Raw genomic sequence first — 22,913 nt, forward strand, 5'->3', positions numbered from 1 at the left:
CTCAACCGCTCAGCCTAGACGGATTTCCACCCATGCCACCCGGTTCATCTCCTCGTCGGGCCCTGTACATGGCCGAAACCTTGACAAGTGGCTTGACCAGGCAGGAGATTGACGCGCGTAGAAACCGAGCGGACATGTGTTCACTGTATTTTCTACGCGCGTCGCCGCCGCCCCACCGGTCGCGCCTGCACCCACCGTTCCACGCACCACCCTCGTCCCGGCGCTCATTCACGTCCCCGGAGGGATTTCCGTTGCCGAGCAAGAAGTCCGCGCGTCTCGCCGCGCTCACCGTCGCCGCCGTCTGTTCCGCGGCGTCCACCGTCGTCCTCACGGCTCCCGCGCACGCGGACTCCGTGCGCATCCATGACGTCCAGGGCAGCACGCGCATATCCCCGTACGCCGGCAAGGAGGTCACGGACGTGGCCGGAATTGTCACCGGCGTACGCACCTACGGATCCTCCAGAGGCTTCTGGATCCAGGATCCGCAGGCGGACGACAACCCGGCCACCAGCGAGGCCATCTTCGTCTACACCAACTCCACGCCGAAGGGTGTCGCCGTCGGCGACGCGGTCACGGTGTCGGGCACGATCCAGGAGTACGTCCCGGGCGGCGCCGCCACCGGCAACCAGTCGATCACCGAGATCACCAAGCCGACGTTCACCGTCGTCTCCAGCGGCAACGCCCTCCCGGCGGCCGTGGTCATCTCCGCCAAGTCCGTCCCGGCCGCGTACGCTCCGGCCGGCGACACCGCCGCGAACGGCTCGGTCAACGGCCTGACGCTCAGGCCCAAGGCGTACGCCCTGGACTACTACGAGTCCCTGGAGCACATGAACGTCCGGGTCGCCGACGCCCGGGTGGTCACCGGCACGGACGGCTTCAACGAGCTGTGGGTCACGGTGAAGCCGCGCGAGAACGCCAGTCGGCGGGGCGGTACGGTCTACGGCTCCTACGACTCGCAGAACACCGGACGCCTGCAGATCCAGTCCCTCGGCGCGGCCGCCGACTTCCCGAAGGCGAACGTCGGTGACACCCTCGCCGGCACCACCACCGGTCCCCTGGACTACACCCAGTTCGGCGGCTACACCCTCGTCGCGAGCGAGCTGGGCACCCTCAAGAGCGGTGGCCTGAAGCGGGAGACGACCCAGAAGCAGGGGCGTGGCGAGCTGGCGGTCGCGACGTACAACGTCGAGAACCTCGACCCGTCCGACACCACCTTCGCCGAGCACGCCGCCGCGATCGTGAACAACCTCCAGTCGCCCGACATCGTGTCCCTGGAGGAGATCCAGGACAACAACGGCGCGAAGAACGACGGTACGGTCGCAGCCGACCAGACGATGAAGAAGCTGATCGACGCGATCGCCGCGGCGGGCGGCCCGGCGTACGACTGGCGCTCCATCGACCCGGTCGACAAGGCCGACGGCGGTGAGCCGGGCGGCAACATCCGCCAGGCGTTCCTGTTCAACCCGGAGCGGGTCTCCTTCGTCGACCGTGCGGGCGGCGACGCCACGACGGCGGTCGGCGTGACCAAGGTGAAGGGCAAGGCCGCCCTGACGCTCTCCCCCGGCCGTATCGACCCGGCGAACGCGGCCTGGACGAACAGCCGCAAGCCGCTGGCCGGTGAGTTCACCTTCCGCGGCCGGACGGTCTTCGTGATCGCCAACCACTTCGCCTCCAAGGGCGGCGACCAGGCGCTGCACGCGCAGTACCAGCCGCCGGTCCGCAGCTCGGAGACCCAGCGCCACCTCCAGGCGACCGCGGTGAACGCGTTCGTGAAGGACATCCTGGCCGTCCAGAAGAACGCGGACGTCGTCACGCTCGGCGACATCAACGACTTCGAGTTCTCCGGCACCGCCAAGCTGCTGGAGGACGACGGCGCCCTGTGGTCGGCGATCAAGTCGCTGCCCAAGAGCGAGCGTTACTCCTACGTCTACCAGGGCAACGCCCAGACGCTGGACCAGATCCTGATCAGCCCGTCGATCCGGAACTCCTGCGACTTCGAGTACGACAGCGTGCACGTCAACTCGGAGTTCAACGACCAGATCAGCGACCACGACCCGCAGGTCCTGCGGTTCCGTCCATAGCCTCGGGTGAGTGTCAGGGCTGGCTGAACACGCCGTTCAGCCAGCCCTGCCAGGCGGCTTCGCACTCCTTGATGTCGGTGCCCGGCGTGAAGTCGTGCAGGGAGATGCCGACCGGATGGCCCCAGTGGTTGCGTCCGAAGACGCGGGTCAGGCCCCGGTCCGTGCGCAGCCCGATGAAGTACGGGTTGCGGAAGTCGACCACGGCGTCGAAGTCGTCGGGGCCGTGGACCGTCAGGCGCGTACCGGCGGCCACGTCCTCCCCGACACCGAGTGCCCGCCCGACGGCGGCGAGGGCGTCGGGCGCCTTCGCCGCGTCGGGGCCGTCGAACGTGGCGAAGGCGGCCGGCCGGGGCGCGAAGTGGACCAGGTACTCGCGCAGGGTGTGCAGATAGAAGTCGGTGTGCCGGGCGGCGCCGTCGTACTGGTTGTCCCAGTCGTCGACGAAGATGCCGCTGTGCACGTACCGCACCCAGGCGCGCCGGCCCTCGTCGCGCGGCTCGATGGTGTAGTCGAGCTGGTTCATCGTCTGCTCGGCGATGCCGTCGACGTCCTCGACACGGTTGGTGTAGCGGTGCGGCGGGTCCCAGGCGGTGACCGTCGACCCGAAGGGCCCCCGGCCGCCGGTCCGGGGCTCCGGCGGTTCCATCGGCCAGAGATAGCCTCCGGTCCCGGTGGTGACCGCCTCCCAGACCTGCTGAGGCGTGGCGTCGACCTCGAACTCGCGGGCGATCTCGAATTCCTTGGACATGGCGGGCTCCTACGTCCTACTGCTCGATTTCCTGGGTGGGCTGCTGGTCCTTGACCGTGGGGTGTACGGCGACGACGATCCGGTGATCGCGGCCGCCCTCGGCGTCGGGCGCGTCGTACTTCTGGATCAGCGCGCTCACGCCGACCGTCAACTCCTCGATGAACGCCGCCCGTTCGGCGGCAGAGGCGAACCTGACCTCGCCGTCGAGCGCGTACGTCGCCAGCCGCTTGCGGGCCTTCGCGGCGCCGGTGATCAGCGAACCGACGTCCCGTACGAGCCGGGCGCCGAGCGCCAGCAGCCAGCGGGCGGAGAGCTGGTCACGGAAGCGGTCCGGGTCGGGCTGCACGGCGGCGAGCGCGAGCGGCGAGATGACGTACGACGCGGCGGTCGCGCGCATGAGCCGCTCGGTGACATTGCCCTTGCGGCGCTCTCCGGCCAGCTCGACCAGTCCGTGCCGCTCCAGCGCCTTGAGGTGGTAGTTCACCTTCTGCCGGGGCAGTCCGACCCTGCCGGCCAGCATGGCGGCCGACGCGGGGCCGGCCGCCAGTTCGGCGAGCAGCCGGGCCCTTATGGGGTCCAGGGAGACGGCTGCGGCCTCGGGGTCCTCGATCACGGTGACGTCCAGCATGGGTCCACCGTCTCACCGAAAACTTTTTTTGTCCAGACGGGGCGAGTTGTCGGTGAAGGCTCCGGTCAGGCCGGTCAGCCCGGTCATGCGGGCATGAGGCCCAGCACGTGCTCGTACCGGCTGACGGCACCGCCCTTCGTCAGCCCCGGCCAGTTCTGCACGCGGTGCCACAGTTCCGTCGCCGAGCCGATACCGCTGCCCGGGGCGGCGAGGGCGTCGGCATGGGCCTGCGCGCTCTCCCACTCGGCGTAGTTGAGGACACGGGTGCCGTCGGTGCTCAGATGGAAGTGGGCGGAGATGCCGCCGGGGTGGGGGTTCGGCTCGCTCTGCAGCGCCTCGAACACGGCGTCGACCCAGGCGCGCTGCCGGTCGGGGTCGGGCCCCTCGAACTCGATGTCGACGATCACGACGCAGCCGGGGACGCGGGTGTCACCCTCCCGGCCGGCGCTGCGGTAGTGCCGGTAGCGGCCGAGCCCCAGCCGCTCGATGCCCGGCACGGCGGTGTCGATCTCGTCGACGCGCTCCTGCCTGTGGGTCTTCAGGAACCCCTCGTAGGCCGGTTCGCTGCGCCACTGCGAGTGGTGCAGGAGGGTGGAGCCGTCGTGCCCGGCGTAGACGTGGTAGCCGAGCAGGCCCTCGGCGGGCCACGGGCGGCGCTCCCACGTGGCCGCGATCGCCTCGACGGTCCGCTTCTGCCGCAGGGGTGTGCCCACCCGCCAGGTGCTGAAGAAGGTGGCACCCACCTCGGGGCGGGTGGGGTCGGGGTGGGCGTCGGTACGGCGGGTCACGGCGGCCTCCATGGACGGCAGGGGTGAAAGGTGATCGGTGGCCGCGATGCGCGGCCACCGATCACCTTTCGCCCTCAACCGAACTTGAGGTCAAGCGCCTGTTCAGCCGTGCCCGTGATGCCGGCACCGCAGCACCCCGGTCACGACCACGGCCCCCACCACCGCCCCCGCGATCAGCACCGGCCGCGGATGCCGCAGGCCGGCCTGGACGACGGTGCGCAGCGGGCGCGGGACGCTGTGCTCGACGACATGGCCCGCGTGGGTCGCCCGGTCCTGGACGGTGTGGCCGGTCCGGGTCGCCCGGTCCTGCACCGTGTGACCGGCCTGGGTCGCCCGGTCCTGCACGACGTGCCCGGCATGCGTGGCCTTGTCCTGCACCACGTGCCCGGCGTGGGTCGCCCGCTCCTGCACCAGGTGACCCGCCTGGGCCGCGCTGCTGCGCAGCTGCACGGTCATCGCACCCGCTTTGTCCTTCAGGTCGGCGGCACGGGCCATGGCCCGGCCCTTCACGTCCGCCTTCCCGGCCAACTCCTCCACGGTGTCGCCGAGTTCACCCCGCGTCTGCTCGATCTGGCGACGCAGTTCCTCGGGACCCTTGGCCCCGCCGCTCGCCTTGCCCGCCGCGGCCTTCCCCGCCGCAGCGGCCTTCGCGGAGCCCTTCTTCGCGGCTTCCCCACCGCCCGTAGCCCCCGCCTTCTTGTCCGTCATCGGTGCGCCCTTCCCTTCATCTCCTCGACATCGGCCCTGACGCTGCCGAGTGCTTCCTTGGGTGCGGGAGGCGCGGCGCGGCGCAGCTGGGCACGGCCGGTGGCGGCCAGCAGACCCGCGACGGCGAGCAGGACTCCCGTCACGATGAGTGCCGCGGCCCACACGGGCAGCGTCAGCGAGAGCGCGGCGGTGACCGCCGCGGCCAGGAACAGCACGCCTGCGTACGCGACGGCGCCCGCCGCACCCAGCAGTCCGCCGCCGCGGCCGGCGCGCCGGCCCTTCTCGGCGAGTTCCTCCTTGGCGAGGGCGACCTCCTGCCGCACGAGTCGGGAGAGCTGCTCGCCGGCCTGTCCTACGAGATCGCTCACCGAGCGCTGCTCGTCGCGCACCCGCTCGGGGACCATGGACCCGGTCACGGTGTTCCGCCTCCTCTCGGTTCGGAACACCCCGGGTACCCGGTGCGGCCCCCGCTATCCCTTCCGTCCGCCCCCCGGTCCGCGCTCGCCGAGCCGGGCCAGCTGGGTCTGGAACCAGTCGAGGCGGGCCTGCAACAGCGCCGCCTCGGCGGTGAGTTCGGGCACGCCGAGCTCACCGGCCGCGGCGAGGTCGGCGGCCGCCGCGGACGCCCCCGGCCCGGCCGCCACCCGCAGCCCGTCCCCCGCCAGCCGGGCGAACCCGGCGAGCGGGACGGACGTACGGCCGCGCAGGCAGCCCGCGCAGGAAGGGGCGAGCGCGCGCCAGCCGGGGCGGCCCCAGCCGGCGTCGGCCAGGGAGGCGGCTACGCTGCCGCAGGCACAGGGCGGGGCCGTGGCGGTGCGCACCCGTTGACGGGCGTAGCGGAAGCCGCGCTCGAAGCGGATGTAGCGGCCCAGCACGGTGACTTCGAGCAGTACGGCCGCCCGGTGCCCGGCCGTGCACAGCAGCGCCTCGGCCGCCGTACGGTCGTGCACGCAGTGGAAGCCGCAGTCGCAGCGGCGGCTCGGCGCCCGGTGCCGCAGGCCGTAGACACAGGAGGCGTCGGCCACGACCCCGTACGGCAGCGCGCCGCCCAGCGACACACCGGTGAAGCCTGCCCGGGTGCCGTCCTGGGACAGCATCGGGTGGGCGATCTTGTATCCGGTCGGCGGCTCCGTCGGGCGTTCCTCCGGAAGCCGCAGTCTCATCGGGCGACCGGGGCCTCTTCGGGAGCCTTCAGTTCCTCGATCTCCTCGGGAAGCCGGAGTTCGGGCTCCTCCTCGCGGGTCTGCGGCCGCTCCTGCGCGACTCCGGTGGCGAGTGCCTTGCCGAGCTTCATGACGCCTCCCATGACCAGGGCACGATGACCGTCCTGGCCATGGTGACCCATGACGCCCGAGTTGGACATAGGGCCTGCGAAGGGCCCAACGGACTCCCATCCCACAGCAATACTTATCAATACCTCGTAGAAAAATTAAGTGGAGCTTCACGGTCGACCTGTCGAGACTACTTCCATGACGACCACTCCCTCCCCCGCCCCGCCCTTCGGCCGCGCCCTGTGCGCCATGATCACTCCCTTCACCGAGGCGGGATCGCTGGACCTCGACGGTGCGCAGCGGCTGGCCGACCGGCTGGTGTCCGAGGGGTGCGACGGGCTCGTGCTCTCGGGTACGACGGGCGAGTCGCCGACCACGACGGACGCCGAGAAGTCGGAGCTGATCAGGGCCGTGCGGGCGGCGGTGGGCGACCGGGGGTCGGTCGTCGCGGGCGTGGGCACCTCCGACACCCGGCACACCGTCGAGCTGGCCCTGGCGGCCGAGAAGGCGGGCGCCGACGGCCTGCTGGTGGTCGCGCCGTACTACAGCAAGCCCCCGCAGGACGCCGTCGAGGCGCACTTCCGCGAGGTCGCGGACGCTGCCGGACTGCCCCTCGCGCTGTACGACATCCCGGGCCGCACCGGGACCCGGATCGAACCGGAGACGCTGATCCGGCTCGCGGAGCACCCCCGGATCGTGGCGGTGAAGGACTGCTCCTACGACTTCCTGGGCGCCCAGAAGGTGCTCTCGCGCACGGAGTTGGCGTACTACGCGGGGTGCGACGAGCACAATCTGGCGCTGTACGCGGTGGGCGGCACCGGCTACATCAGCACGGTCGCCAATGTCGTGCCCTCCCGGCTCCGGGCGGTGCTCGACGCGTTCGAGGCGGGCGACACCCCCGTGTCCGCCCGCCTCCAACAACGCGCCACGCCGCTCATCGAGTCGATGATGTCGGCGGGGCTGCCCGGCGCGGTCACCGCGAAGGCCCTGCTCCATGAACTGGGCCTGCCCGCGGGTCCCGTCCGCGCACCGCTGCGGCCCGCCGGCCGCGAGGCGGTCGACGGACTGCTGGCGGCCTACGAGGAGCTCGTCGCCGCCTGATCAGCGCTCGGCGAAGACGGGCTCCCAGCGCCCGGCGTCACCGTCGTTGCCCATGCGGAAGCCGCTCAGGGGGACGGTCTTGGCGCTGCCGATGGTGACCTTCACGAGCCGCTGGTGGAACTCGTTCTTGCCGTCCTTCGCGATGTCCCAGGCGATCAGCGAGGTGTCGCCGACCCAGGCGAGCAACTGCTGCCCGCGTACCTCGGTCTTGTGGCCGGTGCGGGCCTCGACGACCCAGGAGGACGTCTTCCACTTCTTGCCCGCGAAGTCACCCGCGACCAGCCTGCCGCTGGGCGACTGCCACGCTTCGACGTACCACTGCAGGTGCTTCTGGTCCGCCGGCACCTCGACCTCGGCGCCCGTGAGGTCGTAGAACTGCTTGCCGATGGCTCCCATGGGGTTGCCGGCCCAGACATGCCTGCCGTCGGGGCTCAGTGCGAAGTCCTGGCGGGCGTTGAGGAAGCCTTCGCCCATGGGGTCGTTCGGGTCGCCTTCGAGCTCGACCTCGCTCCAGGAACCCTTTCCGGAGGCCACGTCGAGGACGTAGAACCCGGTACGGGTCGACGGCTGCTTCTGGTCCCAGTAGTCGGAACCCTCCGTCTTGACCAGCTGGTCGGGGTTCTCGCCGTAGGTCGTCGCGACCAGCTTCAGACCGTCGCGCGAGAAGGAGAGTCCGGCGACCTTGTGGTCGACCTCGATCCACCGCGCGACCTTCCCGGTGGCCAGGTCGAGCAGGCCGATCCGCGAGGCCGGCAGGTTCCGCTCCAGCACGGCGGCGGTCTTCATGCCCGGCGCGACGGCGACGTAGGACCACTTGGTGGTCTTCACGTACCGGTCCGTCCTCTGGTCCAACAGCCAGTAGTCGCGGACGCGTTCGGCCTGGCCGGCGGAGTGCTTGACGGTCCGCGGGACGTAGTAGGCGGCCAGCACCGTGTTCCCGGCCGAGATCAGCTCGCGCGGCGGCGACTGGTCCGGATGTGCGATGTCCTTGTTCTTCTGTACGACGTCCGCGGGCCGCACGTCCTCCTTCCCGGAGTCCAGCAGCGGTACCGCCACGCCGATGGCGACGACGGCCGCGGTGGCCGCGGCGACAGAGGCGATCCGCCGGGTGCGTCGGCGCCGGCGGACCACCAGGACCCGGTCGGCGAGCCCCGGTCCGGCCGACGTCTGTTCGTCGGCCAGCTCCCGCAGGGAGTCACGCACGAGTTCCTCGACGTTCACGGTCGTACCTCCACGGGCGAGAAGTCACGGGACGGCGGCGACTCGACGGCTGCCGGGCCCAGGGCCGACAGCTCGGGCGCGAGCGCGCGCAGCCGGGCCAGCGAACGGTGGGTGGTGGACCGTACGGTGCCCACGGAGCAGCCCAGGACGCGGGCCACGTCGGCCTCGGGCAGGTCCTCGAAGTAGCGCAGCACCAGCACCATGCGCTGCCGCGCCGTCAGCCGGGCCAGCGCCCCGCGCATCAGCAGCCGCAGCTCCGCGTCGGGCGCGGCGTCCGGGCTCGCGCCGGTCTCGGGCGGTTCGGCGACGGTGAGTTCGCGCCGGCGCCACTTCAGCCGCCAGCGGCTGATCTGCTGCCGGTACAGGATCTGCCGTACGTACGCCTCCGGCTCGTCGATGCGGTGCCAGCGGTCGGCCGCCTTGACCAGGGCGTTCTGCAGAAGGTCCTCCGCGGCGTGCCGATCGCCGCCGCTCAGCAGCACCGCGGTCCTCAACAGCGCGGACGACCGGTTCTCCACGAACTCCCGAAACCTGTCCTGCGCTTCGGCATCCATCGTCACCTTCTCTTCCCCCGGGCCGGCCCGGCGCCCGCCTCTCCTACTCCTGGTGACGCGTGCGGCGGGCTGCCGCTATGCCGGCACACGGAAAAAAGATCGGCGAACGGACCGGGGCCCGTACCGCACAGGATGCGGTACGGGCCCCGGGGCACGCGATCAGCCCCACTTGTACCCGTCGCCGAAGAGCAGGAAGTGCTCCAGCACATCCTCCATCGGATCGTCCACCTGCCCCACGTTGACCAGCCCGATCCGGGGGCCGTTGTGCGAGGCCGTGTTGGTCTCGTCGGCGTACGCGCTGCCCGCCGGCAGCCAGCACGCCGCCCCCGCGGCCAGCGCACCCACGACCAGGCGGAGTACGACCCTGGTCCGCGCGCTCGTCTTCACTCGGCCCGTCATCGGCCCTCATTTCTTCGGTTCGGCGTGTGATCGGAAACTGCGTCCAACCGTTCATCTGCCTGGACCGCGATGAGGTCACGTCAAGTAACCCGTACGTGAGGGCGCCGGGTTGCCGCGGACGGGGTCGGTCATGGCCGTGAGTAGTCTGACGTGCGTCACCTCACCACTACTGGCCTGCCTTGGAGAACACTTGCCGCCGCTCCAGCGAATCACCTCACGCAACGCGCGCTTCCAACAGTGGGAGTCGCTGCTGACCAACCGGAACAAGCGAACGCGAGCGCGTGAGTTCCTGGTGCAGGGTGTTCGCCCGATATCGCTGGCGGTGCGGTACGGCTGGCCCGTCAAGGCGCTGCTCTACGACGGCAAGCGGACGCTGTCGCAGTGGGCGCGGGAGCTGCTGCGGACCGTCGACGCCGAGCGGGTCGCCATGGCGCCGGACATGCTGGCGGATCTCGGGGAGAAGAGCGAGAGCGCGCCGGAGCTCGTCGCCGTCGTGGAGATGCCGGCCGACGACCTCGGTCGCCTGACGCCCGGCGACGACTTCCTGGGCGTCCTGTTCGACCGGCCGACCAGCCCTGGGAACATCGGCAGCGTCATCCGGTCGGCGGACGCCTTCGGCGCGCACGGGCTCATCGTCTCGGGACACGCCGCCGACGTGTACGACCCCAAGTCCGTGCGGGCGAGCACGGGTTCCCTGTTCGCCGTACCGGCCGTACGCGTTCCCTCCCCCGGTGACGTGATGGCCTGGATCGACGCGCGGCGGGCCGTGGGGCAGCCGATCGTCCTGGTCGGCACCGACGAGAGGGGGGACTGCGACGTCTTCGACTTCGACTTCACCCAGCCGGTGCTGCTGCTGATCGGCAACGAGACATCCGGGCTGAGCAGCGCCTGGCGGGACCTGTGCGACCACACGGTCAGCATTCCGATGACCGGCTCCGCGAGTTCGCTGAACGCCGCGAACGCCGCGACCGCCGTGCTGTACGAGGCTTCCCGGCAGCGGATCGCCGCACGCAGGCGTGCGGCCTGACGGCTCGGCGCCACAGCGGTGGGAAGCACACGAGCAGTCGTTCGTCAGCCGGTCCGGCGCGGGCCGAGAAGTGCCGGCGCGGCCGCTGCACCAAGCTGAGTCCTGGCAGGACGCCGAACTCCACCCCATCCGAGGAGAACAGTTGCTTCTCAGCGACGCCGATGGGCTTTTCGCTGCCCTGGCCGCTCTGAGACTGCCCCGCGACGACTACGTCGTGTGCGGCTCCGCGGCCCTGTACGTACGTGGGTTACGCGCGCGCATGGGCGACCTCGACGTCCTCGCACGCGGCGAAGCCTGGCAGTGCGCCCTTCGCCTCGGCGCACCGGAGCCCACCGTCTCCGGGTACGGGCTCAGGGTCGTCCATCCGACCGCCGGCATAGAGATCATGGACCGTTGGACCCCGGGGTGGTCGACGGACCGGCTCATCGATGACGCCGACGTCATCGACGGGGTCCCCTTCATGCGCCTGGGTGACATCCTGCGGTGGAAGATCGCCGCTGCCAGGCCCAAGGACCAGGCCGACATCACGGCCATCCGTCACCTCTACCGTGTCTGGACCGGCGAGGCGGAGCCACTCCTCCCGCGCGCCCCTGACACCTCGGACGCCTGGCGGGAAACACGAGCCGACACACGAGCGCCCTCCCCCGGCCCGGGGGAGGGCGCTCAGTGATGACCTACGTCGACGGTCAGTTGTGGCTGTGCAGGATCTCGTTCAGCCCGCCCCACACCGCGTTGTTCGGGCGGGCCTCGACCGTGCCGGTGACCGAGTTGCGGCGGAAGAGGATGTTGGAGGCGCCGGACAGTTCGCGGGCCTTGACGATCTGGCCGTCGGGCATGGTGATGCGGGTGCCGGCCGTGACGTAGAGGCCGGCCTCGACGACGCACTCGTCGCCGAGCGCGATGCCGACGCCCGCCTCGGCGCCGATCAGGCAGCGCTCGCCGATGGAGATGATCACGTTGCCGCCGCCGGACAGCGTGCCCATCGTCGACGCGCCGCCGCCGATGTCGGACCCGTCGCCGACGATGACGCCCGCGGAGATGCGGCCCTCGACCATGGAGGTGCCGAGGGTGCCGGCGTTGAAGTTGACGAAGCCCTCGTGCATGACGGTGGTGCCCTCGGCGAGGTGGGCACCGAGGCGGACCCGGTCGGCGTCGGCGATGCGGACGCCCTTGGGGGCCACGTAGTCGGTCATCCGCGGGAACTTGTCGATCGAGGTCACCTGGAGGTGCAGGCCCTCGGCACGGGCGTTCAGGCGGACCTTCTCGACGTCGTCGACGGCGACCGGGCCGAGCGAGGTCCAGGCGACGTTGGCGAGGAAGCCGAACTGGCCCTCCAGGCTCAGGCCGTGCGGCTTGACCAGACGGTGGGAGAGCAGGTGCAGGCGCAGGTAGACGTCGTGCGCGTCGATCGGCTTCTCGTCGAGCGAGGCGATGACCGTGCGGACCGCGACGACCTCGACGCCCCGGCGGGCGTCCGGACCGATCGCCTTCGCGGCGCCCTCGCCGAGCAGCTCGACAGCGCGCTCGGCGGACAGCCGCTCGCTGCCGGAGGGACCAGGGCCACTCGTGGCAGTCACAGCGACGAGCTCGGGCGCGGGGAACCAGGTGTCGAGAACGGTGCCGTCATCAGCGATGGTGGCGAGGCCGGCGGCCACGGCGCCGGTGGTACGAGGAGCAGTCGTGTCGGTCATGAGGGCAACCTAACCGGCGGGGGGCCGCCCGGGCCAACCGGCGAGAGGGACGTCTCAGGGTACGAGCGGGTCGCGGACCTCAAAGGGGCCCGGCCGGGCTCCCCGGGCTTCCCGGGCTCCCCCGGGTTCAGGGGATCACCCGCCGCAGCACCTCGCGCGCATACCCCTCGTCGTACGGGACCTCGGTGAGCAGCACCTGAAGACAGATCCCGTCCAGCAGCGCCACCAGCGCCCGTGCCGTGACCGCGTCCGTGCGGCGGGCCAGCCGGTCGGCGAGGTCCCGCGCCCACTCGGCGGCGACCGGGCGCAGGGCGGGCCGGCGCAGGGCGGCGAGGTACAGCTCGTACTCCAGCTCCACGCCGGTGCGGTCGCCCGCGAGCCACTCGCCCATCCAGCCGGCCAGCTCGGCGGCCAGGTCGGTGTGCGGGTCCTCCAGTGCGCCGCGGGAGGCGATCACCTTGGCGAAGCCCTCGTTCGCCTGGCGCAGGGCGGCCACGAGCAGGTCGTCGAGGGTCTTGAAGTGGTACGTCGTGGAGCCGAGCGGCACATCGGCCTCGGCGGCCACGGTGCGGTGGCTCAGCCCGGCGATGCCCTTCTCCCCCACCACCCGGATGGCCGCGTCGATGATCCGCTGACGTCGCTCGGGGTCGTAGCGCCGGGCCATCAGTGCGCACCGCCCAGGTTCAGCACGACCACTCCGACGATGATCAACGCGATGCCGGCGGCCTTGACGGTCGTCATCCCCTCCCCCAGGAACAGGATCCCGATGGTGGCGATGGCCGCGGTACCGACGCCGGCCCAGATCGCGTAGGCCGTGCCCATGGAGACGGACTTCAGCGTCTGGGCGAGCAGCGTGAAGGAGACCAGGTATCCGAGGGCGGTCAGCAGGGACGGCCACAGCCTGCTGAAACCGTCGCTGTACTTCATGGCGGTCGTGGCGGCCACCTCGGCCGCTATGGCTCCGGCGAGCAGCAGGTATCCCATGTGTACGAGCGTACACAACGTTGCGTACGGCTGTACACAGGGGTGTTCCGGTGGCCTGGGTGGGCGCGGCCGTCGCGGCCACCGGGACAGCGACGCGGAGACGGCTCGCTCCGAACAGTGGATACGGCTCTTTCCGAACAGCTACTCCAACACCCCTGTACCCACTAGTGTTTTACCGTTCACATACCGGGCCTTCGCAGCCGCGGCTGCTGTCGCGTGACGTCGCTGGAGGAACAGCGCATGCCAGAAATCAAGCCCCGGCCGCCTCAGGACCAACCTTGGGAGAACGGCTGGGCCCCGGACACCTCCCGGGCACCGGGGACGCGCCGTCTGTGGCTGGCGGGCACGATGGCGGTGGCGACGATCGTCGCGTGCGCCACGGCCATCGTCGTGACGGAGCGGGCACCTGACGAGCGGTCACGTTCGGCGCCGGCCGACGACAACGCCTCGATCCCCGGCCTGATCTCCTTCGCCACCCCGTCGGAGACTCCCCCGAAGGGCAAGAGCGGCCTGGCGACGGACGAGGCGACGACCAGGGCGCCCAGCCAGCAGGGCGCCGGCACGCCCAAACCCGCGCCGGAGCCGTCCAAGTCGCCCTCCCACGAGGCGAGTTCACCACCCGCCCCGAAGCCCCCGGCCGTCACATGGCGATCCGTCCGCTCGGTCAACTACCCGGACCACTACTGGCACGTGAGCGGCGACTACGTGGCCCTGGACCCGGTCCGCGGCTCGGAATCCCGCGAGGACTCCACCTTCAAGCAGGTCAAGGGCCTGGCCGACGGCTCCTGTTACTCCTTCACCACCCGCGACGGCAGCTACCTCCGCCACCGCAACTTCGTCCTGCGCGCCGAACCCCGCGACGGCTCCTCCCAGTTCGGACGGGACGCCACCTTCTGTCCCCGCGGTTCCTCCTACTCCGGCGCGATCATGCTGGAGTCGGTGAACTACCCGGGCTACTTCCTGCGCCACAGGAACTTCGTCGTCCGCCTCGAACGCTTCGAGTACAGCTCCCTGTACCTGGCGGACTCGTCGTTCCATCTGGTGGGCGGGCTGGCCTGAGCACGGGAAAGCGGCGGCACCCCGAAGGTGCCGCCGCATTTCCGCAAGCCTCGAAGTCCCGGCGAACCGGGATTCTCAGACGTTGAACCCGAGCGCCCGAAGCTGCTCCCGGCCATCGTCCGTGATCTTGTCCGGACCCCACGGCGGCATCCACACCCAGTTGATGCGCAGCTCGCTGACGAGACCGTCCGTGGCGGACTTGGCCTGGTCCTCGATGACGTCCGTCAGCGGGCAGGCCGCCGAGGTCAGGGTCATGTCGAGCGTCGCGATGTTCGCGTCGTCGATGTGGATGCCGTAGATCAGGCCGAGGTTGACGACGTCGATGCCCAGCTCGGGGTCGACCACGTCGTACAGCGCCTCACGGACCTCTTCCTCCGAGGCCGGCTTCATCTCAACGGTCTCGCTCATGCCGTCTTCCTTTCGGCGTCGGCTCCGCCCAGCACCTGGGCCGTCGCGTCCTTCCACGCCATCCAGCTCAGGAGGGCGCACTTGACCCGGGCCGGGTACTTGGAGACCCCGGCGAACGCGACCGCGTCCTCCAGGACCTCCTCCATGGCGTCGTCGGGCTCGATCTTCCCCTTGGACTGCATCAGCTCCAGGAAGGTCTCCTGGATCTTCTGCGCGTCGGAGAGGTCCTTGCCGACGAGGAGATCGTTCAGCACGGACGCGCTCGCCTGGCTGATGGAACAGCCCTGGCCCTCGTACGAGACGTCCTCGATCTTCGTACCGTCGTACTTCACGCGCAGGGTGATCTCGTCGCCGCACGTCGGGTTCACGTGGTGCACCTCGGCGTCGCCATCCCGCAAGCCCCGCCCGTGCGGGTGCTTGTAGTGGTCCAGGATGACTTCCTGGTACATCGAATCCAGCTTCATGCGTCGCTCGTCCCGTCCCGTCAGCCGAAGAAGTTCCGTACGTGCTCCAGGCCGTCCACCAGAGCATCGATCTCGGTCGGCGTGGAGTACAGATAGAACGACGCTCGTGTGGTCGCAGGAATTCCGTAGCGCAGGCAGACCGGGCGGGCGCAGTGGTGGCCGACCCGGACCGCGATGCCCTGCTCGTCGAGGACCTGGCCCACGTCGTGCGGGTGGATGTCGCCGAGCGTGAAGGAGATCGCGGCTCCGCGGTCCTCGGCCGTCGTCGGGCCGATGATCCGCAGGTCGGGGACCTCCCCGAGCCGCTTCACCGCGTACTCGGTGAGCGCGTGCTCATGGGCGAGGATCTTGTCCATGCCGATCGAGTTGAGATAGTCGATCGCCGCGCCCAGGCCGACCGCCTGCGAGACCGGCGGCGTGCCCGCCTCGAACTTGTGCGGGGCCGGAGCGTACGTCGACGAGTGCATCGACACGGTCTCGATCATCTCGCCGCCGCCGAGGAACGGGGGCAGGTCCTCCAGCAGCTCCTGGCGGCCCCAGAGGACGCCGATGCCGGTCGGGCCGCACATCTTGTGGCCGGTGAAGGCCACGAAGTCGGCCTGGAGCGACTGCACGTCCATCGGCATGTGCGGCGCCGCCTGCGAGGCGTCGATGCAGACCAGCGCACCGACCTCCTGTGCGCGGCGCACTATCGCCTCGACCGGGTTGAGGGTGCCCAGGATGTTCGACACCAGCACGAAGGAGACGATCTTCGTCTTCTCCGTGATGATCTCGTCGATGTTGGACAGGTCGAGGCGGCCGTCGTCGGTGAGACCGAACCACTTCAGCTTCGCGCCCGTGCGCTGCGCGAGCAGCTGCCACGGCACGATGTTGGAGTGGTGCTCCATCTCCGTGATGACGATCTCGGTCTCGTGGTCCACCCGGTAGGGCTCGTCGGCCCAGCCCAGCATGTTGGCCACGAGGTTGAGCGACTCGGAGGCGTTCTTGGTGAAGATCACCTCGTCGCGCGAGGGCGCGTTGATGAACTCCGCGACCTTGTCGCGCGCGCCCTCGTACAGCGCCGTGGCCTCCTCGGCGAGGACGTGCACGCCGCGGTGGACGTTGGCGTTGTGCTGCTCGTAGTACTCGGAGAGCACGTCGAGCACCTGGCGCGGCGTCTGCGAGGTCGCCGCGTTGTCCAGGTACACGAGCTTCTTGTCGCCGTGGACGACGCGGTCCAGGATCGGGAAGTCCTTGCGGAGCGCCTCGGTGTCGAGGAGGCCCGGCAGCTGTGTCACGCGGATGCGCCACCCTTCACGTACTTGTCGTAGCCCTCGGCCTCGAGCTGGTCCGCGAGCTCCGCGCCGCCGGACTCGGCGATACGGCCGTTCGCGAACACGTGCACGTGGTCGGGCTTGATGTAGCGCAGGATGCGCGTGTAGTGCGTGATCAGCAGGGTGCCGACCTCACCGGTCTCACGGACCCGGTTCACGCCCTCGGAGACGACGCGCAGGGCGTCGACGTCCAGGCCGGAGTCGGTCTCGTCGAGGATCGCGATCTTCGGCTTGAGCAGCTCCAGCTGAAGGATCTCGTGGCGCTTCTTCTCGCCGCCGGAGAAGCCCTCGTTGACGTTGCGCTCGGCGAAGGACGGGTCCATGGAGAGGCGCTCCATGGTCTCCTTGACCTCCTTCACCCAGGTACGCAGCTTGGGGGCCTCGCCGCGGATCGCGGTGGCGGAGGTGCGCAGGAAGTTGGAGACCGAGACGCCGGGGACCTCGACCGGGTACTGCATCGCCAGGAACAGGCCCGCGCGGGCGCGCTCGTCGACGGACATCTCCAGGACGTCCTCGCCGTCGAGGGTGACGGTGCCGCCGGTGATCGTGTACTTCGGGTGACCCGCCAGGGAGTAGGCGAGAGTCGACTTGCCCGAGCCGTTGGGGCCCATGATGGCGTGCGTCTCGCCCTGCTTCACGGTGAGGTCGACGCCCTTGAGGATTTCCTTCGTGGCGTTGTCGGCCTCGACGGTGACGTGCAGGTCGCGGATTTCAAGCGTTGCCATGGGTGCCTCAGGACTCCTGGTTGAGGGAGACGAGCACGTCGTCCCCTTCGATCTTTACGGGGTATACGGGGACGGGGCGCGTCGCGGGGAGGCCGGACGGCTTGCCGGTGCGCAGGTCGAACGCGGATCCGTGCAGCCAGCACTCGATCTGGCAGTCCTCCACCTCGCCCTCGGAGAGCGAGACGTTCGCGTGCGAGCAGATGTCGTGGATCGCGAACACCTCCCCCTCGGTCTGCACGACCGAGACCGGCGTGCCGTCGAGTTCCACCCGCTTCGGGGTGTCCTCCTCCAGCTCGCTCAGCCCACAGGCGCGTACGAAAGCCATCAGACCGTGGCCTCCAGCTCCTCGTCGATCTTCACGAGGAGTCGCTCTTCGATGTCATCGACGCCGATCTGCTGGACGAGCTCGGCGAAGAAGCCGCGCACCACCAGGCGACGGGCCTCGTCGGCCGGGATGCCGCGGGCCATCAGGTAGAAGAGCTGCTCGTCGTCGAAGCGGCCGGTCGCGGAGGCGTGGCCGGCGCCGACGATCTCGCCGGTCTCGATCTCGAGGTTCGGCACGGAGTCGACGCGGGCACCGTCGGTCAGAACCAGGTTGCGGTTCATCTCGTAGGTGTCCGTGCCCTCGGCCTTGGCCTCGATGAGGACGTCGCCGATCCACACCGCGTGGGCGGCCTCGCCCTGCAGCGCGCCCTTGTAGACGACGTTGGACTTGCAGTGCGGGACGTTGTGGTCGACCAGGAGGCGGTGCTCCTGGTGCTGACCGGCGTCCGTGAAGTACAGCCCGAACAGCTCGGCCTCGCCGCCGGTACCGGCGTAGGAGACGCGCGGGTGCAGCCGTACGACGTCGCCGCCGAAGGTCACCACGACCGACTTGAAGCTGGCGTCGCGCCCGATGAGGGCGTTGTGCTGGGCCACGTGCACGGCCTTGTCGTCCCAGTCCTGGACGGAGACGACGGTCAGCTTGGCGCCGTCGCCCAGGATGTAGTCGACGTTGGCGGCGAGCACCGCGTCACCGCTGTGGTCGATGACGACGACGGCCTCGGCGAAGGCCTTCAGCTCGATGACCTGGTGGCCGTAGGCCACCCCGCCCTCACCGTGCACGGCGATGCGGATCGGCTCGGTGAGCACCGTCTCCTTGGGGACGGTGACCACGCCGGCCTTCTCGAACGCCGAGTACGCCTGGGCGGCGACGCGGTCCACCGGGGTGCCCGCCCTGCCGATCCGGGCGTCGTCGCGGCCGACGGCCTCGACGGTGACGCCCTCGGGGGCCTGGACGTCCACCTTCACGCCGGTGCCGCCTGCGACGGCGGTGCCGTCGTGCAGCCCGCGCAGGCGCTCCAGCGGGGTGAACCGCCACTCCTCCTCGCGACCGTGCGGGACCGGGAAGTCCGCGACGTCGAAGGACGGGGGCGCGCTCATGCGCGTGGCGACGGTCGACTCGGCGGCCACCGCGATCTGGCCCGCGGTGGTGGACCCCACGGGGATGTTCTGAGCCTCAGCCATGGCTGTCGGTCTGCTCTCTTCCTACGTCAGATTTCGCTAGCTGCTTCTCGAAGGGCGGTCTTAACCGACCGCGCCTTCCATCTGCAGCTCGATCAGCCGGTTGAGCTCGAGGGCGTACTCCATGGGCAGCTCCTTCGCGATGGGCTCGACGAAGCCGCGCACGATCATCGCCATCGCCTCGAACTCGCTCAGACCGCGGCTCATCAGGTAGAAGAGCTGGTCCTCGGAGACCTTGGAGACGGTGGCCTCGTGGCCCATGGACACGTCGTCCTCACGGACGTCCACATAGGGGTACGTGTCGGAGCGGGAGATGGTGTCGACGAGCAGCGCGTCGCACAGCACGTTCGACTTGGATCCGGCGGCGCCCTCGCCGATCTCGACGAGACCGCGGTAGGACGTGCGACCGCCACCGCGCGCCACGGACTTCGAGACGATGTTGGAGGAGGTGTTCGGCGCCATGTGGACCATCTTGGAGCCGGCGTCCTGGTGCTGCCCCTCGCCCGCGAAGGCGATCGACAGGGTCTCGCCCTTGGCGTGCTCGCCCATCAGGTAGACGGCCGGGTACTTCATCGTCACCTTGGAGCCGATGTTGCCGTCGATCCACTCCATGGTCGCGCCCTCGTAGGCGACGGCGCGCTTGGTGACCAGGTTGTAGACGTTGTTCGACCAGTTCTGGATGGTCGTGTAACGGCAGCGGGCACCCTTCTTCACGATGATCTCGACGACCGCGGAGTGCAGGGAGTCCGACTTGTAGATCGGGGCGGTGCAACCCTCGACGTAGTGGACGTAGGCGTCCTCGTCGACGATGATCAGCGTCCGCTCGAACTGGCCCATGTTCTCCGTGTTGATACGGAAGTAGGCCTGGAGCGGGATCTCGACGTGCACGCCCTTCGGCACGTAGATGAAGGAACCGCCCGACCACACCGCGGTGTTCAGCGACGCGAACTTGTTGTCGCCGACCGGGATGACGGTGCCGAAGTACTCCTTGAAGAGCTCCGGGTGCTCCTTCAGCGCGGTGTCGGTGTCGAGGAAGATGACGCCCTGCTCCTCCAGGTCCTCGCGGATCTGGTGGTAGACGACCTCGGACTCGTACTGGGCCGCGACACCGGCGACGAGGCGCTGCTTCTCCGCCTCGGGGATGCCGAGCTTGTCGTACGTGTTCTTGATGTCCTCGGGCAGGTCCTCCCAGGATTCCGCCTGCTTCTCCGTGGAGCGTACGAAGTACTTGATGTTGTCGAAGTCGATGCCGGAGAGGTCCGAGCCCCAGTTCGGCATGGGCTTCTTGTCGAACAGGCGCAGACCCTTGAGGCGAAGCTTGGTCATCCACTCCGGCTCGGACTTCTTCGCGGAGATGTCCTTGACGACATCCTCGCTCAGACCGCGCTTCGCAGAGGCGCCGGCTTCGTCGGAGTCGGCCCAGCCGTATTCGTACTTACCCAGACCCTCGAGCTCAGGGTGGGCAGTCTCCTCGATGGGGAGAGTCATGCGGGGTTCCTCCCGGCCGTGCTTGCGGATGCGTTATCGGTGTTCTGGGAAATCTTCGGGATGAACGTCGTGCAGACGCCGTCGCCGTGCGCGATGGTCGCCAGTCTCTGGACGTGCGTTCCGAGCAGCTCCGCGAAGATCTCCGTCTCCGCCTCGCACAGCTGGGGGAACTGCTCCGCCACATGGGCGACCGGGCAGTGGTGCTGGCAGAGCTGCTCGCCTTTTTGAGGGAGGGGTGCGCTGCGCGCCGTAGCAGCGTACCCGTCCACGCTCAGGGCCTTGGCCAGCGCTTCGGTGCGCTCATCCGGGCTGACGGCCTCGATCGCCTTGCGGTACGCGCTCGCCTGGGCGGCGATGCGGGCGCGGGCGAAGGCGACGACCGCCTCCTGCCCGCCCTCGCGCTCGGCGATCCACTTCAGGGCGTCCGCGGCGAGCTTGTCGTACGACTGGTCGAAGGCGTCGCGGCCGCAGTCGGTGAGCGCGAAGACCTTGGCGGGACGGCCACGCGTGCGCGTGCCGTACACCCGTTGCTCCCGGGCCTCCACGACATCGTCCGCGACCAGCGCGTCCAGATGCCTGCGGACGGCGGCCTGGGTCAGTCCCAGCCGGCCGGCCAGCTCCGCGACGGTCGACGGCCCGTGGTCCAGGATGGACCGCGCGACCCGGTTGCGCGTCGAGCGCTCTCCGGTCGCGAGCTCCTCCTGAGGGGCCCCCATGGGGGTCTCCCGAGCCTCGCCGACGTTTTTCACAACGCCATTGTTGCGTAATTCCTCAAAGCCAGGCAAGCCGCGCCCGGGCACCTCGACGGTGCCCTGCGTCACTTAGGTATACCTAATCTGACCTGCGGAAATGATCACTGATCGATCAAATCGGTGGCGCCGCGAGGCGCCCTGCGGGACACTCCGGAAGCATGTCGACACCCCCTCCGACCGGCCCTCTTGTCACCCGGGACACCCTCCGCGCACATCTGCGCGAGCTCGGCGTCCAAAGCGGTGAAACCCTCCTCGTGCACTCCTCGCTCAGTTCGCTCGGCTGGGTCTGCGGAGGCGCCGTCGCGGTCGTTCAGAGCCTGCTCGACGCGCTCGGCCCCAACGGCACACTGGTGGTCCCCACCCAGACCGGAGACCTCTCGGACCCGGTGGTGTGGGGCAACCCTCCGGTGCCCGAGGAGTGGTGGGAGACCATTCGGGCGACGATGCCCGCCTACGACCCTCTGATCACGCCCACGCGCGGGGTCGGCGTCGTCGCGGAGACCGTACGGACCTGGCCGGGCGCCCTGCGCAGCGCTCATCCCCAGACGTCGTTCGCCGCCGTCGGCCCGCGCGCGGAGCGGATCGTCGAGGGACATGACCCGGACTGCCGGCTCGGCGAGCGCAGCCCGCTGGCCCGGCTGGAGGAGTCCCACGCGCGCGTGCTGCTGCTCGGCGCCGGTTACGACGCGTGTACCAGCTTCCATCTCGCCGAGTACCGGATCCCGACGCCGCTGGTGAAGGTGGGGCGGCCGGGGCCCACCGGCTGGGAGGTGGTGACCGAGACGTCGATCACCTCGGAGCGGTTCGACGAGCTGGGGCACGACTTCGAACGGGACCGCCCCGTCGTACGCGGGAAGGTGGGCGCGGCCGACGCACGGCTGTTCCCGGTCACGGACGCGGTGGCGTACGCGGTGCGGTGGCTGGAGATACACCGGCCCCGCGCGGAGGAGATCTGAACCCGACGGCGCCATGAGAGCGGAACCGAACCCCATGGAGTGATGTGCACTCGGCCGTGTGGGAGATGCGCACCCGGCCGTTCGGGTCACCTGCCACGAACCTAGACTCTGGAGCCATGCGAACTGAGCCCGTGCTCCAGGTCCAGGCCCTGGTGAAGCGGTACGGCGGCAAAACCGCGGTGGACGGCCTCGACCTGGTGGCCCGGGCCGGTGTCACCGCCGTACTCGGACCCAACGGCGCGGGCAAGACGACGACCGTCGAGACCTGCGAGGGATACCGCAAGCCGGACTCCGGCACGGTGCGCGTGCTGGGCCTGGACCCGGTGAGACAGTCCGGCGAGCTGCGGCCCCGCATCGGCGTGATGCTCCAGTCCGGCGGCGTCTACTCGGGCGCGCGGGCCGACGAGATGCTGCGCCATGTCGCCAAGCTGCACGCGCATCCCCTGGACGTCGACGCCCTTGTCGAGCGGCTCGGGCTGGGCAGCTGCGGCCGGACCGCCTACCGCCGGCTCTCCGGCGGCCAGCAGCAGCGGCTGGCGCTCGCCATGGCCGTGATCGGCCGTCCGGAGCTGGTGTTCCTCGACGAGCCGACCGCCGGGCTCGATCCGCAGGCCCGCCGCGCCACCTGGGACCTGATCCGGGACCTGCGCGCCGACGGCGTCTCCGTGATCCTCACCACTCACTACATGGACGAGGCCGAGCAGCTCGCCGACGACGTCACGATCATCGACGCCGGCCGGGTCATCGCCCAGGGCTCCCCGGAGGAGCTGTGCCGGGGCGGCGCCGAGAACACCCTCCGCTTCACCGGCCGCCCCGGCCTGGACGTGGGCTCCCTGCTGAAGGCCCTGCCCGCCGACTGCACGGCCGCGGAGCTGACGCCGGGCTCGTACCGGGTCGTCGGCAAGGTCGACCCGCAGCTGCTCGCGACGGTCACGTCGTGGTGCGCGCAGCACGGGGTGATGCCGGAGAAGATCTCGGTCGAGCGGCACACCCTGGAAGACGTCTTCTTGGAGCTCACCGGTAAGGAGCTGCGCTCGTGACCGC

The 22,913-nt window shown here is 69.9% G+C and carries 28 protein-coding genes; 7 read left to right on the top strand and 21 right to left on the bottom strand.

Annotation, left to right across the window (positions count from 1 at the left end; all coding sequences use genetic code 11):
* Positions 1–251 precede the first annotated feature (251 nt).
* A complete protein-coding gene (locus tag ACFU95_RS08615) occupies positions 252–2,081 on the top strand; it encodes an endonuclease/exonuclease/phosphatase family protein (protein ID WP_383823706.1) in 1,830 nt (609 codons plus the stop codon).
* A 13-nt stretch (positions 2,082–2,094) separates the two neighbouring features.
* Here the strand turns inward: ACFU95_RS08615 and ACFU95_RS08620 are convergent, their stop codons facing one another.
* From ACFU95_RS08620 to ACFU95_RS08650, 7 genes are all read right to left on the bottom strand, one after another.
* On the bottom strand, positions 2,095–2,829 hold the full coding sequence (locus ACFU95_RS08620) for an SRPBCC domain-containing protein (protein ID WP_383823708.1): 735 nt from the start codon (positions 2,827–2,829) through the stop codon (positions 2,095–2,097).
* Between the two features lie 16 nt (positions 2,830–2,845).
* A complete protein-coding gene (locus tag ACFU95_RS08625) occupies positions 2,846–3,457 on the bottom strand; it encodes an ArsR/SmtB family transcription factor (protein ID WP_383823710.1) in 612 nt (203 codons plus the stop codon).
* Positions 3,458–3,540: 83 nt separating this feature from the next.
* Positions 3,541–4,245, bottom strand: coding sequence for an antibiotic biosynthesis monooxygenase (locus ACFU95_RS08630; protein ID WP_383823714.1), 705 nt, complete (start codon positions 4,243–4,245; stop codon positions 3,541–3,543).
* Positions 4,246–4,347: 102 nt separating this feature from the next.
* Positions 4,348–4,953 carry a DUF3618 domain-containing protein gene (locus tag ACFU95_RS08635; protein WP_383823717.1) on the bottom strand — a complete coding sequence of 202 codons (606 nt, stop codon included), beginning with the start codon at positions 4,951–4,953 and terminating at the stop codon, positions 4,348–4,350.
* Positions 4,950–5,369: a phage holin family protein gene (locus ACFU95_RS08640; protein WP_383823720.1), complete on the bottom strand. Its 420-nt coding sequence runs from the start codon at positions 5,367–5,369 to the stop codon at positions 4,950–4,952. Before ACFU95_RS08640 ends, ACFU95_RS08635 begins: the two co-directional genes overlap by 4 nt.
* Before the next feature lie 54 nt (positions 5,370–5,423).
* A complete protein-coding gene (locus tag ACFU95_RS08645) occupies positions 5,424–6,116 on the bottom strand; it encodes a hypothetical protein (RefSeq protein ID WP_383823723.1) in 693 nt (230 codons plus the stop codon).
* On the bottom strand, positions 6,113–6,247 hold the full coding sequence (locus tag ACFU95_RS08650; protein ID WP_383823726.1) for a hypothetical protein: 135 nt from the start codon (positions 6,245–6,247) through the stop codon (positions 6,113–6,115). Before ACFU95_RS08650 ends, ACFU95_RS08645 begins: the two co-directional genes overlap by 4 nt.
* A 175-nt stretch (positions 6,248–6,422) precedes the next feature.
* Between ACFU95_RS08650 and dapA the strand changes: the two genes are divergently transcribed.
* Positions 6,423–7,325 carry a 4-hydroxy-tetrahydrodipicolinate synthase gene (dapA, locus tag ACFU95_RS08655; RefSeq protein WP_383823728.1) on the top strand — a complete coding sequence of 301 codons (903 nt, stop codon included), beginning with the start codon at positions 6,423–6,425 and terminating at the stop codon, positions 7,323–7,325.
* Here the strand turns inward: dapA and ACFU95_RS08660 are convergent, their stop codons facing one another.
* The 3 genes from ACFU95_RS08660 to ACFU95_RS08670 all read right to left on the bottom strand — a co-directional run bounded on the left by ACFU95_RS08660 (position 7,326) and on the right by ACFU95_RS08670 (position 9,499).
* Positions 7,326–8,546: a WD40 repeat domain-containing protein gene (locus ACFU95_RS08660; RefSeq protein WP_383823731.1), complete on the bottom strand. Its 1,221-nt coding sequence runs from the start codon at positions 8,544–8,546 to the stop codon at positions 7,326–7,328. It lies immediately after the preceding gene.
* Positions 8,543–9,100 carry a SigE family RNA polymerase sigma factor gene (locus ACFU95_RS08665; RefSeq protein WP_383823733.1) on the bottom strand — a complete coding sequence of 186 codons (558 nt, stop codon included), beginning with the start codon at positions 9,098–9,100 and terminating at the stop codon, positions 8,543–8,545. The genes ACFU95_RS08660 and ACFU95_RS08665 overlap by 4 nt, the downstream gene beginning before the upstream one ends.
* A gap of 159 nt (positions 9,101–9,259) precedes the next feature.
* Positions 9,260–9,499, bottom strand: a complete 240-nt coding sequence (locus tag ACFU95_RS08670) for a hypothetical protein (protein ID WP_383823736.1) — start codon at positions 9,497–9,499, stop codon at positions 9,260–9,262.
* 190 nt (positions 9,500–9,689) lie between these two features.
* Here ACFU95_RS08670 and ACFU95_RS08675 point away from each other — a divergent pair, with 190 nt between their 5' ends.
* On the top strand, positions 9,690–10,526 hold the full coding sequence (locus ACFU95_RS08675) for an RNA methyltransferase (RefSeq protein ID WP_383823739.1): 837 nt from the start codon (positions 9,690–9,692) through the stop codon (positions 10,524–10,526).
* Positions 10,527–10,668: 142 nt separating this feature from the next.
* Complete coding sequence (locus ACFU95_RS08680) at positions 10,669–11,196, top strand: hypothetical protein (protein ID WP_383823742.1); 528 nt, start codon at positions 10,669–10,671, stop codon at positions 11,194–11,196.
* 16 nt (positions 11,197–11,212) lie between these two features.
* On the opposite strand, the gene dapD is transcribed toward ACFU95_RS08680, so the two are convergent.
* The 3 genes from dapD to ACFU95_RS08695 all read right to left on the bottom strand — a co-directional run bounded on the left by dapD (position 11,213) and on the right by ACFU95_RS08695 (position 13,201).
* Entirely contained in the window at positions 11,213–12,217 is a 1,005-nt protein-coding gene (dapD, locus tag ACFU95_RS08685; protein WP_383823745.1) for a 2,3,4,5-tetrahydropyridine-2,6-dicarboxylate N-succinyltransferase, read from the bottom strand.
* Between the two features lie 127 nt (positions 12,218–12,344).
* Entirely contained in the window at positions 12,345–12,881 is a 537-nt protein-coding gene (locus ACFU95_RS08690) for a TetR/AcrR family transcriptional regulator (protein ID WP_383823748.1), read from the bottom strand.
* Positions 12,881–13,201, bottom strand: coding sequence for a DMT family transporter (locus ACFU95_RS08695; RefSeq protein WP_383823751.1), 321 nt, complete (start codon positions 13,199–13,201; stop codon positions 12,881–12,883). Before ACFU95_RS08695 ends, ACFU95_RS08690 begins: the two co-directional genes overlap by 1 nt.
* A 240-nt stretch (positions 13,202–13,441) precedes the next feature.
* Between ACFU95_RS08695 and ACFU95_RS08700 the strand changes: the two genes are divergently transcribed.
* A complete protein-coding gene (locus tag ACFU95_RS08700; protein WP_383823754.1) occupies positions 13,442–14,260 on the top strand; it encodes an AbfB domain-containing protein in 819 nt (272 codons plus the stop codon).
* 75 nt (positions 14,261–14,335) lie between these two features.
* Here the strand turns inward: ACFU95_RS08700 and ACFU95_RS08705 are convergent, their stop codons facing one another.
* From ACFU95_RS08705 to ACFU95_RS08740, 8 genes are read right to left on the bottom strand one after another with little or no spacing between them, the layout of a single operon-like run.
* Positions 14,336–14,668 carry a metal-sulfur cluster assembly factor gene (locus ACFU95_RS08705; protein ID WP_028809645.1) on the bottom strand — a complete coding sequence of 111 codons (333 nt, stop codon included), beginning with the start codon at positions 14,666–14,668 and terminating at the stop codon, positions 14,336–14,338.
* Positions 14,665–15,132, bottom strand: coding sequence for a Fe-S cluster assembly sulfur transfer protein SufU (sufU, locus tag ACFU95_RS08710; protein ID WP_383823757.1), 468 nt, complete (start codon positions 15,130–15,132; stop codon positions 14,665–14,667). The genes ACFU95_RS08705 and sufU overlap by 4 nt, the downstream gene beginning before the upstream one ends.
* A 20-nt stretch (positions 15,133–15,152) precedes the next feature.
* The gene (locus ACFU95_RS08715) at positions 15,153–16,409 is read right to left on the bottom strand and encodes a cysteine desulfurase (protein ID WP_383823760.1); all 1,257 of its coding nucleotides are present in this window, start codon (positions 16,407–16,409) and stop codon (positions 15,153–15,155) included.
* Positions 16,406–17,170, bottom strand: a complete 765-nt coding sequence (gene sufC / locus ACFU95_RS08720) for a Fe-S cluster assembly ATPase SufC (RefSeq protein ID WP_383823762.1) — start codon at positions 17,168–17,170, stop codon at positions 16,406–16,408. The genes ACFU95_RS08715 and sufC overlap by 4 nt, the downstream gene beginning before the upstream one ends.
* Before the next feature lie 7 nt (positions 17,171–17,177).
* Complete coding sequence (locus tag ACFU95_RS08725; protein ID WP_383823764.1) at positions 17,178–17,495, bottom strand: non-heme iron oxygenase ferredoxin subunit; 318 nt, start codon at positions 17,493–17,495, stop codon at positions 17,178–17,180.
* Positions 17,495–18,676 (bottom strand): Fe-S cluster assembly protein SufD, encoded by a 1,182-nt coding sequence (sufD, locus tag ACFU95_RS08730; RefSeq protein ID WP_383823767.1) that lies wholly within the window; start codon positions 18,674–18,676, stop codon positions 17,495–17,497. Before sufD ends, ACFU95_RS08725 begins: the two co-directional genes overlap by 1 nt.
* 60 nt (positions 18,677–18,736) lie before the next feature.
* Positions 18,737–20,161: a Fe-S cluster assembly protein SufB gene (gene sufB / locus ACFU95_RS08735; protein ID WP_383823769.1), complete on the bottom strand. Its 1,425-nt coding sequence runs from the start codon at positions 20,159–20,161 to the stop codon at positions 18,737–18,739.
* Positions 20,158–20,910: a helix-turn-helix transcriptional regulator gene (locus ACFU95_RS08740; RefSeq protein ID WP_383823772.1), complete on the bottom strand. Its 753-nt coding sequence runs from the start codon at positions 20,908–20,910 to the stop codon at positions 20,158–20,160. The genes sufB and ACFU95_RS08740 overlap by 4 nt, the downstream gene beginning before the upstream one ends.
* Positions 20,911–21,071: 161 nt before the next feature.
* Here ACFU95_RS08740 and ACFU95_RS08745 point away from each other — a divergent pair, with 161 nt between their 5' ends.
* Positions 21,072–21,869 carry an aminoglycoside N(3)-acetyltransferase gene (locus ACFU95_RS08745; RefSeq protein WP_383823775.1) on the top strand — a complete coding sequence of 266 codons (798 nt, stop codon included), beginning with the start codon at positions 21,072–21,074 and terminating at the stop codon, positions 21,867–21,869.
* A gap of 116 nt (positions 21,870–21,985) precedes the next feature.
* Positions 21,986–22,909 carry an ABC transporter ATP-binding protein gene (locus ACFU95_RS08750; protein WP_383823778.1) on the top strand — a complete coding sequence of 308 codons (924 nt, stop codon included), beginning with the start codon at positions 21,986–21,988 and terminating at the stop codon, positions 22,907–22,909.
* Positions 22,910–22,913: the final 4 nt, after the last annotated feature.

The organism is Streptomyces sp. NPDC057623, assembly GCF_042800355.1.
Lineage (GTDB): Bacteria > Actinomycetota > Actinomycetes > Streptomycetales > Streptomycetaceae > Streptomyces.